At 62.1% G+C, this 13289-nt stretch carries 12 protein-coding genes; 11 read left to right on the forward strand and 1 reads right to left on the reverse strand.

What is annotated here, in order from left to right; genetic code table 11:
• Nucleotides 1-118: 118 nt before the first annotated feature.
• The 9 genes from G533_RS20985 to G533_RS20995 all read left to right on the forward strand — a co-directional run bounded on the left by G533_RS20985 (nucleotide 119) and on the right by G533_RS20995 (nucleotide 11488).
• Entirely contained in the window at nucleotides 119-1195 is a 1077-nt protein-coding gene (locus G533_RS20985; protein ID WP_035526993.1) for an alpha/beta hydrolase, read from the forward strand.
• The gene (locus G533_RS0107060; protein ID WP_027949346.1) at nucleotides 1192-1944 is read left to right on the forward strand and encodes a lysophospholipid acyltransferase family protein; all 753 of its coding nucleotides are present in this window, start codon (nucleotides 1192-1194) and stop codon (nucleotides 1942-1944) included. The genes G533_RS20985 and G533_RS0107060 overlap by 4 nt, the downstream gene beginning before the upstream one ends.
• A gap of 22 nt (nucleotides 1945-1966) precedes the next feature.
• Nucleotides 1967-3877 (forward strand): aminotransferase class I/II-fold pyridoxal phosphate-dependent enzyme, encoded by a 1911-nt coding sequence (locus G533_RS0107065; protein WP_027949347.1) that lies wholly within the window; start codon nucleotides 1967-1969, stop codon nucleotides 3875-3877.
• A gap of 48 nt (nucleotides 3878-3925) precedes the next feature.
• The gene (locus G533_RS0107070; protein ID WP_027949348.1) at nucleotides 3926-4645 is read left to right on the forward strand and encodes a dienelactone hydrolase family protein; all 720 of its coding nucleotides are present in this window, start codon (nucleotides 3926-3928) and stop codon (nucleotides 4643-4645) included.
• Nucleotides 4646-4658: 13 nt separating this feature from the next.
• Nucleotides 4659-5294: a maleylacetoacetate isomerase gene (maiA, locus tag G533_RS0107075; protein WP_035526996.1), complete on the forward strand. Its 636-nt coding sequence runs from the start codon at nucleotides 4659-4661 to the stop codon at nucleotides 5292-5294.
• Between the two features lie 34 nt (nucleotides 5295-5328).
• Nucleotides 5329-6840 (forward strand): hypothetical protein, encoded by a 1512-nt coding sequence (locus G533_RS20990; protein ID WP_035526998.1) that lies wholly within the window; start codon nucleotides 5329-5331, stop codon nucleotides 6838-6840.
• A gap of 170 nt (nucleotides 6841-7010) precedes the next feature.
• Complete coding sequence (locus G533_RS0107085) at nucleotides 7011-8219, forward strand: acetyl-CoA C-acetyltransferase (protein WP_027949350.1); 1209 nt, start codon at nucleotides 7011-7013, stop codon at nucleotides 8217-8219.
• 33 nt (nucleotides 8220-8252) lie between these two features.
• Nucleotides 8253-10400, forward strand: coding sequence for a 3-hydroxyacyl-CoA dehydrogenase NAD-binding domain-containing protein (locus tag G533_RS0107090; RefSeq protein ID WP_027949351.1), 2148 nt, complete (start codon nucleotides 8253-8255; stop codon nucleotides 10398-10400).
• Between the two features lie 38 nt (nucleotides 10401-10438).
• Nucleotides 10439-11488 carry a L,D-transpeptidase family protein gene (locus G533_RS20995; protein WP_051230076.1) on the forward strand — a complete coding sequence of 350 codons (1050 nt, stop codon included), beginning with the start codon at nucleotides 10439-10441 and terminating at the stop codon, nucleotides 11486-11488.
• A gap of 57 nt (nucleotides 11489-11545) precedes the next feature.
• Here G533_RS20995 and G533_RS24780 read toward each other — a convergent pair whose 3' ends face one another.
• Nucleotides 11546-11806 carry an Lpp/OprI family alanine-zipper lipoprotein gene (locus G533_RS24780; protein WP_035527002.1) on the reverse strand — a complete coding sequence of 87 codons (261 nt, stop codon included), beginning with the start codon at nucleotides 11804-11806 and terminating at the stop codon, nucleotides 11546-11548.
• Nucleotides 11807-11994: 188 nt separating this feature from the next.
• Between G533_RS24780 and G533_RS0107105 the strand changes: the two genes are divergently transcribed.
• Both G533_RS0107105 and G533_RS0107110 read left to right on the forward strand, forming a co-directional pair.
• Complete coding sequence (locus G533_RS0107105) at nucleotides 11995-12438, forward strand: L,D-transpeptidase family protein (protein WP_240472392.1); 444 nt, start codon at nucleotides 11995-11997, stop codon at nucleotides 12436-12438.
• 150 nt (nucleotides 12439-12588) lie between these two features.
• The gene (locus G533_RS0107110) at nucleotides 12589-13284 is read left to right on the forward strand and encodes a murein L,D-transpeptidase catalytic domain family protein (RefSeq protein ID WP_084638856.1); all 696 of its coding nucleotides are present in this window, start codon (nucleotides 12589-12591) and stop codon (nucleotides 13282-13284) included.
• The last annotated feature ends 5 nt before the right edge of the window (nucleotides 13285-13289 follow it).

Raw genomic sequence — 13289 nt, forward strand, 5'->3', positions numbered from 1 at the left:
CTCCACAGGCCAAGGTCCGCACAGGGCTTTGCGCCGCGTTTTAGCCGGCAGAGCTCCGCGTTGTGCACGCTACAGGCCTTCTGGTTTAATGCAGGCCTCATAGCTCCGGGAGGTTCACATGGTCTGGTTTATTGTCGTGGTGCTGGCACTCGTGCTGTTCAGCCTGCTCTATCTGCGCGGCGCTGACATGTCGCGTTTTGACGGGCCCGCACTGCCTGCACCGACATCGCCGCCCAGCTCGGGGCATGCGGACGTCTTGCAGCGCCTGCGTGAACTGCTGCCGGCAGGGCAGGCCAGGCAGCGCGGGCGTGCACAGCTTGTGCATATGCGCAGCCTGATGGATGGCTTGAGCGCCGGCCGTGACTTTACCTGCAGTTTTGTGCCTGTCAGCACGGCGGACGTGCGCGGCGAATGGGTGCTGGCGCCGGCGCACGATGCCAGGCGTCGCCTGTTGTACATACACGGCGGCGCGTGGATTGCCGGTAGCCCGCTCAGTCATCGGGCAATTACGGACCGTCTGGCTCGCCTGACCGGCGCGGCGGTGTTTTCACTGGACTACCGTCTGCTCCCGGAAAACAGGCGCATAGACGGTATCCACGACTGCCGCAACGCCTGGCGCTGGCTGTTGGAAAATGGCCCCGATGGCCCGACGCCGCTTGACTATGCCATGGTGGCCGGAGATTCTGCGGGGGGCAGCCTCACCCTCGGCTTGATTGCCTGGATCCGCGACGAAGGTCTGCGCCAGGCCGATGCGGCTATCGGCTTTTCGCCGTCGACGGATGTAACCATGAGCGGCGGCAGCCTGCGCACTAATCTGGCGACCGACCCGATGCTGGGTCCGATGTTCAGCTGGATGGCGAAGGTGCCCGCGCTGCTGCTCCTGTGGGGTACCTGGTTTACCAATCGCCTGCCACCCTCGCACCCGGATGTGTCTCCGCTGCGCGGCAATCTGGCCGGCCTGCCTCCCACCCTGCTGCAGGTGAGCGAGCAGGAAATGCTGCTCGACGACTCCCGCCGCTATGCGGCTCGCGCGGAGGAGGCAGGGTCGCCGGTGGTGCTGCAGACCTGGCCGCACATGGTACATGTTTGGCAAATGTTCACGCCGGAGCTGGAGGAGGCGGAAGAGGCCTTCGCCAATATCGCGGAATTCCTCACCAGCGCGGGTGTCCCCGTTGCGGAGGGCGGCGACCTGTGAAAGTGGTGCGCTCTCTGCTGGTTTTCCTGTGGATGGTGGTGACGGTAATTCCGGTTGGCCTGGCGCTGGTAGTCATGTCGCTGTTTCTGAACGACACCCGGTTGTGGTGGTGGTTTGCGGTTCCGTGGCTGCGCGGCGTGGTCGAAGTGGCGCGGCTGATCGCCGGTGTGCAGTACCGTATTCACGGCATGGAGAACCTACCGGCACCAGATGATATGCGCCGCATCGTACTGTGCCCCAAGCATCAGTCGACCTGGGAGACCTTTTTCTTTCCCAGTATGACGCCGCATCCGTTGGCCTATGTCTTCAAGAAAGAGCTTCTGTACATTCCCATTTTTGGCTGGTGTCTCGCGCGGCTCAAGATGGTGCATATCGATCGCAGCAAGCGCTCTGAAGCCTGGACCCGAGTGGCCGCCCAGGGCAGGGAGCTGATGGACCGTGGCAAGTGGGTCATCATGTTCCCCGAGGGCACACGCACGGCGCGTGGCAGCAAGGGACAGTACAAGAGTGGTGCCACCCGTCTTGCTGTTGCCACCGGCGCCAGCGTTATTCCCGTTGCCGTGACCTCTGGGCGCTGCTGGCCACGACGCACATTCCTGTTTATCCCCGGTGTCATCGATGTGTCGATCGGCACGCCGGTTTCCGCGCTGGACAGGGACCCGGGAGAACTCATGGACGAGGTGGAGCGCTGGATAGAAGCCGAGATGCATCGGCTTGACCCACTGGCATACCAGACCCCCGCGAGCTGAGCGACCAACACAGGAAACCGCGATGCGAGAACCTCAGGTGCACGTTGCGATCGTCAGTGGCGACCCTGTGTTCGCGACTCGCTGGGTGGATGAGTTGACCCGTTGCGCGGCACTGGAACAGCGGGCTCTGCACAGCGGTTTTCACTTCCGCGCGCTGAAAACGGGCGAAGACATGCTGTTTGCGGCAGGCGAGGATGGCCTGTTGCAGGCGGTGGTGGTGGACGCCAGCACGCTGCCGGATGCCATCTCGGTACTGCCTGTGCTTGCCCGGTTGCGCCCGGAGCTGGACCTGTTCCTGATGCCCAATGGGGATACGGTCCCCGATGCCGTCGCGGTGGAGTTGTTGCACCGGGAGGACACCCGGCCCTCGCAGCTCTTCCGTCAGTTGGTGAGTGCCCTGCAGCGTCGGTCGCGTACCCCTTTTGCCGACACCCTGCGCGATTACGTTTACAGCGCCAAGGATGCCTGGCACACCCCCGGTCATTCCGGGGGCGACAGCCTGCGTGACAGCCCCTGGGTGGCGGATTTCTACGAACTGATGGGCGAGCATATATTCAATACCGATCTGTCGGTGTCGGTGCAGACACTCGATTCACTGCTGGAACCCCACAGCGTCATTCAGGAAGCACAGGCACTTGCTGCGCAGGCCTTTGGCGCACGCCATACGTTCTTCGTCACCAATGGTACGTCCACCGCGAACAAGGTCATCCTGCAGCAGCTTGCCGGTGCCGGTGGCAAGGTGATCCTGGATCAGGCCTGTCACAAATCAGTGCATCACGCGGTGGTTCTGTTCGGTGTCGAGCCCGTCTACCTGCCGGCCTCTATGAATACACGCTTCGGATTCTACGGCCCCGTGTCGCAGAAGGAGGTGATCGCGGCGATTGACACTAATCCGGATGCGCGCCTACTGGTGCTGACGAGCTGCACGTATGACGGCTTTCGCTATGATCTGGCGCCGATCATTCGCCACGCGCATGCAGCAGGCATCAAGGTGTTGGTGGATGAAGCCTGGTATGCGCATGGCCGCTTTCATCCCGAACTGCACCCGTGTGCACTTGATTGCGGCGCGGACTACGTGACCCAGAGTACGCACAAGATGCTGTCCGCGTTTTCCCAGGCGAGCATGATTCACGTCAGCGACCCGGATTTTGACCTGCACCGGTTCCGGGAAAATCTCAACATGCATACCTCAACCAGTCCGCAGTACGCGATGATCGCCAGTCTTGACGTGGCGCGGAAACAAATGAGTATGGAGGGCTTTGCGCGCCTGCAGGACTGCTTCAGGATCGCCACACAGCTGCGCGAGGGTATTGATCGAACGGGAGTGTTTCGAGTCTTGACCCTCGATGACATGCTGCCGCATGCATTGCGTGACGACACGATACGGCTGGACCCGCTCAAACTCAGCGTGGATGTGTCGGCGTCGGGGTATTCCGCGCGTCAGTTACAGCTGTTGTTATTTGAAGACTACGGTATTCAGATCGAAAAGGTGACGCACAATACCCTCAGTATTCTGGTCACCCTGGGTTCCACCGAAAGCAAGGTGTTGCGGTTGCTCAACGCACTGCAGGCACTGGGGCGCGCGGCGCCGGGACAGGCAGGTGCCAGCTCGCCGCGGCGCGAGGGCGCGGGGTTGCCGGCGCTGACCGATTTCGCCTGTCTGCCCCGGGAGGCCTATTTTTCGCCTGCGCTGCTGGTGCCCCTGCAGGGGGTGGAACGGGGCGTCAACCCGGCCCTGGTGGGCGCTGTCAGTGCCGAGCAGGTGGTGCCGTATCCTCCGGGTATTCCGGTATTGGTGCCGGGGCAGAGGATTTCGGAGGAGATTGTGATTTTTCTCTGCGACCTGTTTCGCGCCAACGCCGGTATTGAAATCCACGGTCTGGTGACACAGGGTGATACGCCCTGCCTGCGTGTGGTGCGGGGGCTTTCCTGAGCCGGCGGCATCGTCTAGGCTAAGGGTTTTTTGGAACGAGGGAGCAGCATGTCCATACAAACCCGTTTTATCGAGTATTCCCATGCCGGCGCCACCTACGAGGGGTTTCTGGCCTGGGACGATAGCGCAACACAGCCCCGGCCGGGCGTTGCGGTGGCCCACACCTGGGCCGGGCGCGGCGCGTTTGAGCAGGATAAGGCCGTGGCACTGGCCGAGGCCGGCTACGTGGGTTTTGCCCTGGATATGTTTGGCCGGGGGGTCTACGGCGAGGGTACTGAGGAGTGCCAGGCCCTGATCGCTCCCCTGTTGGCCGACCGGGCGCTGCTACAGGCGCTGGTAAACAAGGCCGTGTCGGTGCTGGGCGAGCAACCTGAAGTGGATGCGAAGCGCCTGGCCGCGATGGGCTACTGTTTTGGCGGTCTCACCGTGCTGGACCTCGCTCGCAGCGGCGCGGACGTGCGCGGTGTAGTCAGCTTCCACGGGCTGTTTAATGCACCGGAAACGAGTACGGGGGCCAGTATTCGTGCCAAAGTGCTGTGTCTGCACGGTTATGACGACCCCATGGTGCCACCGGAAAGTGTGCTGGCCCTGGCCGCCGAGCTGACCGCCGCCGGCGCCGACTGGCAGATCCATGCCTATGGCAACACGCTGCATGCCTTCACCAATCCGGCAGCGAACGACCCCGGGTTTGGCGCCGTGTACAACGCCGATGCCGACCGTCGCTCGGCGCAGGCCCTGAACGACTTTCTTGCTGAGGTGCTGGCCTGAGGCCCGCTCGATCATGGCTTCTGTGCGGTTATATGATTACTGGCGGTCGTCCGCAGCGTTCCGGGTGCGCATTGCGCTGCACCTGAAAGGGGTTGACTACACGGTCATTCCCGTCGACCTGGTAGCAAACGCGCAGTCATCAGACGAGTATCTGCAGCAGAACCCGCAGGGCCTGGTGCCCGCGCTGGCAGCCGGGCAAGGGCCGTTGTTGACTCAATCGCTTGCCATCCTGGAGTGGTTGGAGGAAACACGGCCAGAGCCACCCCTGTTGCCGCGAGACCCCGTCGAGCGCTGCCGTGTGCGCGCCATGATGCAGTCTATTGCCTGCGACATTCACCCCCTGAACAACCTGCGTGTGCAGCGGTATCTGGTGGGCCCACTGGGCGTTAGTGAAGCGGATAAGCTGGGCTGGTATCACCACTGGATCGCGCAGGGCTTCGGCGCCCTGGAACAGCAGGTTACCGGCGTTCAGTACTGCTTTGGCGAGGGGCTAACGCTGGCCGATGTGTGTCTGGTTCCGCAGATGTACAACGCACGGCGTTTCCAGCAGGATCTCGCGCCGTACCCGAAGCTGGTCGCTATCACAGATTACCTTGAACAGTTGCCGGCCTTCGCCGCTGCCGCACCGCAGGGCAACGCCGAGGCCTGACTCACCCGACATGCCAAAAGGCTAAAGAGACCACATGAATGACGATCAACCGATACTGATTGCCCAGGCCCAACGTACCTGGCGTGACAGGGACCCGGCGCGCAGCCTGGTCGATGCGCTGGAAAGCGTGTCGCGTGCAGCGCTGGCGGACGCGGATGCTCCCGGATTGCGCGACGCTATTGATACCGTGGCAACCGTGCCCTTTCTGGCGGCTCAGGTGCCCGACCTGGCCGGCATGCTGCCCCCGCACGCCAGCGATGCGCTGTGCCAGCGGCTCGGTGTCGAGGCCAAAACGTTTGCCGCCGACGTGGGTGGCAACACACCGCAGCTGCTGGTGAATTACTTTGCGGATCGTCTGGTTGCAGGCGAGTCGAAAGCGGTACTTATCAGCGGTGCAGAGCTGATGTACACCTTGTTCGGTGCGCTGTCTTCCGGTGCTGATATCAGTCACTGGCAACAGGGTGGGGGTCACACGTCGGTGCAGTTGGGCGATAACCGGGCCGCCTGCAGCGACAGCGAGTGGGCGCACGGTCTGGTGGAACCTATCCGCACGTACCCGCTGTTCGAGAGCGCCTTGCGCCATGCAGCCGGTTTGGATCAGGACGCGCATATGCAGCGGCTCGGTGGCCTGGTGAGTCGCATGAGCAAGGTGGCCGCAGCCAACCCGCTGGCATGGCGTCAGCAAGTACTCTCTGCCGAGGAGGCCATTGATACGGGTGGCGGCAATCGCATGATCACCTGGCCGTATACCAAGTGCATGAACGCCATTCTGGCAGTTGATATGGCAGCGGCGGTTGTTATGACGACCGTGGGCGAGGCGCGCCGGCTCAAGATTGACCCCGCGCGCTGGATCTTTCTGCGCGGTGGGGCGGCCGCCTGTGATATCTGGAACTTCAGTGAGCGCCCGGTGTTGCACGAATCTCCCGCGCTGGCAGCGTGCGCGCGCAGTGCGCTGGAGCAAGCCGGACTGTCGCTCGCAGCCATTGACCTGTTTGATCTCTACAGTTGCTTCCCCTCGGCTGTGCAGGTGGCCTGTAACGCCCTCGGCCTTGCCCTGGATGACCCGCGCGGCGTGACGGTAACGGGTGGCCTGACCCTGTTTGGTGGCCCTGGCAACAACTATTCGCTGCATGCCATAGCCGAGGTGGTTGCGCAGCTTCAGGCGGAAAAAGGCAAACATGCCGTGGTGACCGCTAACGGCAATTACCTCACCAAGCACGCGGTGGGCGTTTATTCCCGCGAGGCTGGCACCCAGCCCTGGGCGTTGGCGCGCCCGGACTTGCAGACCACGATAGACGCATCCCCGCGGCTGGAGGTAGACAACCGGCCTCGGGGTCGCGGCACGATCGAGGCCTGTGCGGTGGCTTTCGACAAGGAGATGCCCAGCCGTGGCATCGTGCTCGGGCGCATGGAGGACGGGCGGCGCTTTCTCGCCAACACCCCGCGTGATGACAGTGCGGCGCTCGAGGCGCTGATAAACCAGGACCCGGTCGGTCTGCAGGGGCAGGTGACACCGGGTGACAAGGTGAATCGGTTCGAATTCTGAGCACCCCTCTGACTGCGCAGGGTCATCGCCCGTCGGGTTAATCCGCGATTCGCAGGGTGACGTGTCACCTCAGGTCAATTTTTTTAGTAGCTGACGTCATTGCCACAAAGCCAGGCAACTTTCACTATGTGCGCTGACTGAATATGCACAACCCTGAGATGAGGAGTCCCATGACACACACGGCCTATATTTTCGATGCGCTGCGCACACCCCGCAGCAAGGGCAAGGCGGGCGGCAGCCTCAATGAAGTCAAACCGGTGGACCTCGGTGCGGGATTACTGCGTGAGTTGCAGGCCCGTCACGACCTGGATACCGCGTATGTGGATGATGTGGTGATGGGCTGCGTGACGCCGGTGGGTGAGCAGGGGTCTGACATCGCGAAAATGATTGTGCAGAACGCCGACTGGGATGAGTCGGTCGCCGGGGTGCAGCTGGACCGGTTTTGTGCGTCAGGCCTGGAGGCGGTGAATATCGCTGCCCAAAAGGTTGCCTCCGGGTGGGAAGATCTGGTGGTTGCTGGCGGCATTGAATGCATGTCCCGCGTGCCCATGGGTAGCAACGGCGGCCCGATGGGCGGCGACCCGGCTTTCAGCCTTAAAAGCGGTTTTGTGCCGCAGGGTATCGGTGCGGATACCATTGCCACCCTCGAGGGGTGGAGCCGTGAGGATGTCGATGCCTTTGCCCTGGAATCGCAGCGCCGCGCTACCCATGCGCGTGACAGCGGCTACTTTGATCGTTCCGTGGTGCCGGTGAGGGACCGCAATGGCCTGACCATTCTGGAGCGAGACGACTTTATCAAGCCCAATACCACACTGGAGGGGCTCGCCGGGCTCAAGGCATCATTTGCGATGCCGGGGCAGATGGGCTTCGACGACGTCATTCTCGCCAAGTACACCAAGCTGGACCGGGTGGACCACGTACACACGCCGGGCAACTCGTCAGGCATCGTGGACGGCAGCAGTGCGGTACTTATCGGCAGTGAACGCGCGGGCAAAGACCTCGGGTTGACGCCACGCGGGCGTATTGTGGCAACTGCTGTACTCTCCACCGACCCCATCATCATGCTCACAGGGCCCGGACCTGCTGCGGAAAAGTGCCTGCGCAAGGCAGGGCTGCAGAAATCAGATATCGACCTGTGGGAAATCAACGAGGCTTTCGCTTCGGTGGCAATGCGCTACATGAAGGACTTGGGTATTGACCACAGCGTAACCAATGTCAACGGCGGCGCGATCGCCATGGGGCATCCCCTGGGTGCTACGGGCGGCATGCTGGTGAGCATTGTGCTGGACGAGCTCGAACGGCGCGGCCTCAAGCGCGGGATGCTGTCGCTTTGCGTGGGCGGTGGCATGGGTATCTCCACCATTATTGAACGTATTTAAGCCCGCGGCGAACAGGAAAAGGATCGAAAGACAATGAGTGTATTCAAATACGAGAAAGATGCCGACGGCATTGTGACGGTCACCATGGACATGACCGGGCCGGTCAATGCGATGAACGAAGAGTACCGCCTGGCCATGGACGAGACGCTGCAGAAACTGGAAGCGGAAAGCGGGCTGACTGGTGTGGTGATAGCCTCGGCCAAGAAAGTGTTCTTTGCCGGTGGCGACCTCAATGACCTGTTGGCTGCAAAGCCGGGTGATGAGGCGGCTTTCATGGCAGAGGGGGAGCGAGTCAAATCAGGTCTGCGTCGTCTCGAGCACCTGCCGGTACCGGTTGTCGCTGCGATCAATGGCGCTGCACTGGGCGGCGGCTTTGAACTGTCGCTCGCCTGTAACCACCGTGTCGCGTTGAACGACCGCAGCGTGCAGCTGGGTCTGCCCGAGGTCAGCCTGGGTCTGCTGCCTGGTGGAGGCGGCGTGGTGCGTATGGTGAACCTGCTTGGCCTGGAGAAGGCCCTGCCGTATTTGCTCGAAGGTACGCGTATTGACCCTGCCGCGGGTCTTGAGGCGGGCCTGATCAATGAGCTGGTGGAGAGTCGCGAGGCGCTCGTGCCGGCCGCCAAGGCGTGGATAGCAGCACAACAGGGCAGTGCGGAGGCAGCGCTGCAGCCCTGGGACCGCAAGGGCTTCCGTATCCCCGGCGGTAACGCGTCCAGCCCGCATATCGCCCAGCTCATTACCCTGGCGCCTGCCATGCTGCGTAAAAAAACCCGCGGCCTGTTGCCGGCCCCTGAGGTGATTCTCGATTGTGCGGTGGAGGCATTGCGTCTGGACTTTGACACCGCGCAGCGGGTGGAGTCACGTGGTCTGACCTATCTGGCGATGACGCCGGTGGCCAAGAACATGATCTCCACGTTCTTTTTCGGCATGAACCGGGTCAACCGGGGCGGCAGCCGGCCGCAGGACGTGCCTCCGCAGCAGGTGAAGAAGCTGGGCGTGCTGGGCGCAGGCATGATGGGGCAGGGTATCGCCTATGTGGCGGCCATGGCGGGTATCAACGTGGTGCTCAAGGACGTCAGTGAAGATGCTGCCAGCCGCGGCAAGGCGTACAGCGAGCGTCTGCTGGACAAGCGTATACAGCGCGGCAAGCTCACGGAAGAGAAGAAACAGGCAATCCTCGACCTGATACTGCCGACCGTCAACAATGACGACCTCGCAGGGTGCGACCTGATCGTGGAAGCGGTCTTCGAGAACATGAGCCTGAAGCACAAGATTACCCGCGAACTGGAAGGGCAGCTCGCAGCTGACGGCGTATGGGGGTCCAACACGTCCTCCCTGCCGATTACGCAGCTGGCTGAAGCGAGCGCGAACCCGGCCAATTTCATCGGTATCCATTTCTTTTCACCGGTGGATAAAATGCCCCTGGTGGAGATTATCTGTGGGGCTGAAACGAGCGACGAGACACTTGCCAAGGCCTACGATTTTGCACGGCAGATCCGCAAGACGCCGATTGTGGTCAACGACTCGCTGGGCTTCTTCACCTCCCGCACATTTGGCACCTATCTCGATGAGGGGGTGCGCCTGGTGGCCGAGGGGCTGCATCCGGTGCAGGTGGAGAACATGGGCAAGGCCATCGGGATGCCCGTCGGCCCGCTGGCGGTGTATGACGAAGTCAGCCTGGAATTGACACGCAAGGCACAGGAAACCTGGGCAGAAATGGGCGTGCTGGACAAGTTCAGCGACGGCACCATCACGCGCGGTGTGATCAACACACTTGTGGGTGAGCATGGCCGCGGTGGGCGCCACCACGGTGGAGGCTTCTACGACTACGCGGAAGACGGCAGCAAGGCGATTTGGCCCGGTTTGCTGGAGCTCTACTATCAGCCACAAGCCAGCGTGCCGGAAGCGGATATGCGGGATCGTCTGCTGTTTCGTCAGGTTATCGAGGCACTGCGTTGCCTGGAGAGTGGTGTCTTGCGCACCGTGGATGACGGCAACATCGGTTCCATCATGGGCATCGGCGCGCCGCCCTGGACCGGAGGGCTTATCCAGTTCGTCAATACCTATGGGCTGGAGCGTTTCGCGGCACGCTGTGCGGTGCTGGCTGAACACTACGGCGAACGCTTCCTCGCCCCGGCGATTGTGCAGCAGAAACTGGCGGCCGGCGAACGCTTCGAGTAGCGCGTAACCGGCTATTTTCTCCGGGCAGGGCAGCGCGTATGATGCTGCCCTGTTTTGGCTGGATGGCCGGTTTGCTCATGAAGTGCTTTTCTGATTTTCTGCGTGTCTCGCTTGTGGCACTGGTACTAGGCGGCTTTGCGCAAGCTGGCGTCGCCGCCCCGGAGGCCGCCGCCAGCGGTTTCTACCCGATTCCGGAGCCCGACGACCACCTGGTGGGTGGCCTGGTCACAACCACGGCCGCCGAAGAAGATACCCTCGTCCTGATTGGCCGGCGCTACCGCACGGGCTATGGTGCCATTCGTGCTGCCAACCCGGGTGTCGATGCCTGGTTGCCGGGCGAGGGCACCCAGGTGCTGTTGCCCACCTGGCACATTCTGCCGGAGGCTGCGCGCAAGGGTATTGTGATCAACACGGCAGAGATGCGGCTTTATCATTACGAGCCCGCAGTGGCCGAGCAGCCCGCGCGGGTGGGGGTGTACGCGATCAGCATAGGTCGCGGTGGGCGTGAAACGCCGCTGGCGACTGCACGCGTGACGCGCAAGGCTCAAAACCCCACCTGGTATCCCACCGAGTCGATTCGCAAGGATCGTGCGGAACGTGGTACACCGGTGGCGGCGGTAGTGCCACCGGGGCCGGATAATCCACTGGGTACGCGCGCGCTGTACCTGAACCTCCCCGCTTACCTGATTCACGGCACCAACCGCGAACTGGGTATTGGTATGCCGGTTACCGCTGGCTGTGTGCGCATGTATCCGGAAGACGTTGAGTACCTCTACGAGCAGGTGCCTGTCGGCAGCCAGGTGGAGATTGTCTATCAGCCGGTGAAGGCCGGGTGGATGGGGGATACGCTCTATGTGGAATCACACAACCCGCTCGGCGACCTGCCGATCACGGTAGACGAGCGTGTACAACAGTTGCGTGCGGCCATAGCTCGAACGCTGGGTGAACGCAGGGATTTTACGGTGGACTGGAGCAAGGTGCGCGTTGCCGCCGAAGCGTCGACGGGTTTGCCTGTACCGGTGGGACCGATCTGGCTTGAGCACCACAGGCCGGATGAATCGAACGACAGCGATGCCGTTGGTGAATAAGGTTGGGACGAAAGTAAAACGGCGGGGCCGAAGCCCCGCCGGAAAACGTGCGACGTCTTACTTCTGCATGGAAGTCTTGAAGGCGCGGTCGATTTTGCTGTTGGCTTCATCGGCGCTGCGCTTGGCTTCTTCAGCGATGCGCTTGGCGTCAGAGGCTGTGCGCTCTGCGCCAGCTGCAGATTGCTTGGCTTCGTCAGCTGAGCGCTGAGCGGCTTCCGCGATGCTGCGTACTTCGTCGATTTGTGACGAGCTGGCACAGCCTGTGGCCAGTGTCGCGAACGCGGCGATTGCAACAGCCTTGATGAGCGTGGATTTCATGGTAATACTCCTTGAGCAGGGTTGGCCTGTCAGAACTAGGAAGCCACAAAGTGGCGAAACGTGCAAACTTCGAACTCCCGTCTGGGGCCCTTGGTTCGAACGCGCGTAAAATATCACTCCCGGAGCATGGTAAACCAGTGAGCGTAAGAGCGTTATTGGCGTTTTGTGCATTTTTCCTGAATTTTATCTTGCCAGAGGCTGCTGCGGCCTTCAATCCAGCCGTTGATCAGGTGGTTGTGGTCAAATCGGAGCGTGTGCTGTATCTCAAGGCCAGCGGTGAGGTGGTGCGCCATTACCCGGTGGCCCTGGGCCCGGTGCCCTGGGGGCACAAGGAGCGTGAGGGGGATGAGCGCACCCCGGAGGGGCGCTATATTCTGGACTACAAGAACGCCGAGAGTCGCTTCTATAAATCAATTCGCGTGTCTTACCCCAATCAGCGCGACCGGCAACGGGCGCGAGCCATGGGTGTAGACCCCGGTGGTAACATCATGATCCACGGACAGCCGGAGACACCGCAACCCGGGGCGGAGCTGTTCAACTGGACTGACGGCTGCATTGCCGTCAGCAACGAACATATGGACGAGATCTGGCGGCTGGTGACCGTGGGTACGCCGATCGAGATTCTGCCCTGAAAAGACGTCGCGCAAGGCCCGGCACGCCATGGCTGCAGCCGCAGTAGTCGGTATGCGAGGGACCGCCCCGCGTATGGGGAGCAGGACTCGCGCTCTGGTCAGTTTTGGGGCGATGCGGTAAGCTGCTGCTTTAGTTGAGGAATAAGCACAATGTTGGGGCGCGCCAGTTGTGTTTTCGTCATTGCCGCCGGGCTGTGCCTCGGCGCCTCTCTGCCGGCCGCCGCGGCGGGTGGCACGGAGCTGGTGCGGGCCCTGACCGCCGTCGCTCCCACCCTCGACCGCAGCGTGCTGCGCCGCGCCGTTGCGGCAATGAACTGTGCCCTGGATCGTGGGCTGGAACGCGCAGAGCGCCTGGCTATTATCGATTTCTCCCTGCCCTCCACTGAGCAGCGGTTGTGGATTTTCGACCTGTCCCAGCGCGAGCTGCTACTCAATGAACTGGTGGCTCATGGGCAGGGCTCCGGGCAGAACGTAGCCTCCCGTTTTTCCAACGTATCCGGCAGTCACCAGTCAAGTATCGGGCTGTTTCGTACCAGTGAGAGCTACCGGGGCCGTCATGGCTATTCCCTGCGTATGGATGGCCTTGAAGCCGGCATCAATGATCTGGCGCGGGAGCGGGCTATCGTAATTCACGGCGCGGACTATGTGGATCCGCAGTGGATAGACCGACAGGGCCGAATCGGGCGCAGCCAGGGTTGCCCGGCTGTCCGTCAGGAGGTCGCCAGCACCGTTGTCGATACGCTCAAGGACGGCCAATTCCTGTTTTCCTGGTACCCGGATCCCGACTGGCTGGCCAACTCGGACTTTCTCAATTGTCCCGCGGGGGGGCTCGCCAGCCTCGACTGAGCCTG

It is taken from the genome of Haliea salexigens DSM 19537, assembly GCF_000423125.1.
GTDB lineage: Bacteria > Pseudomonadota > Gammaproteobacteria > Pseudomonadales > Halieaceae > Haliea > Haliea salexigens.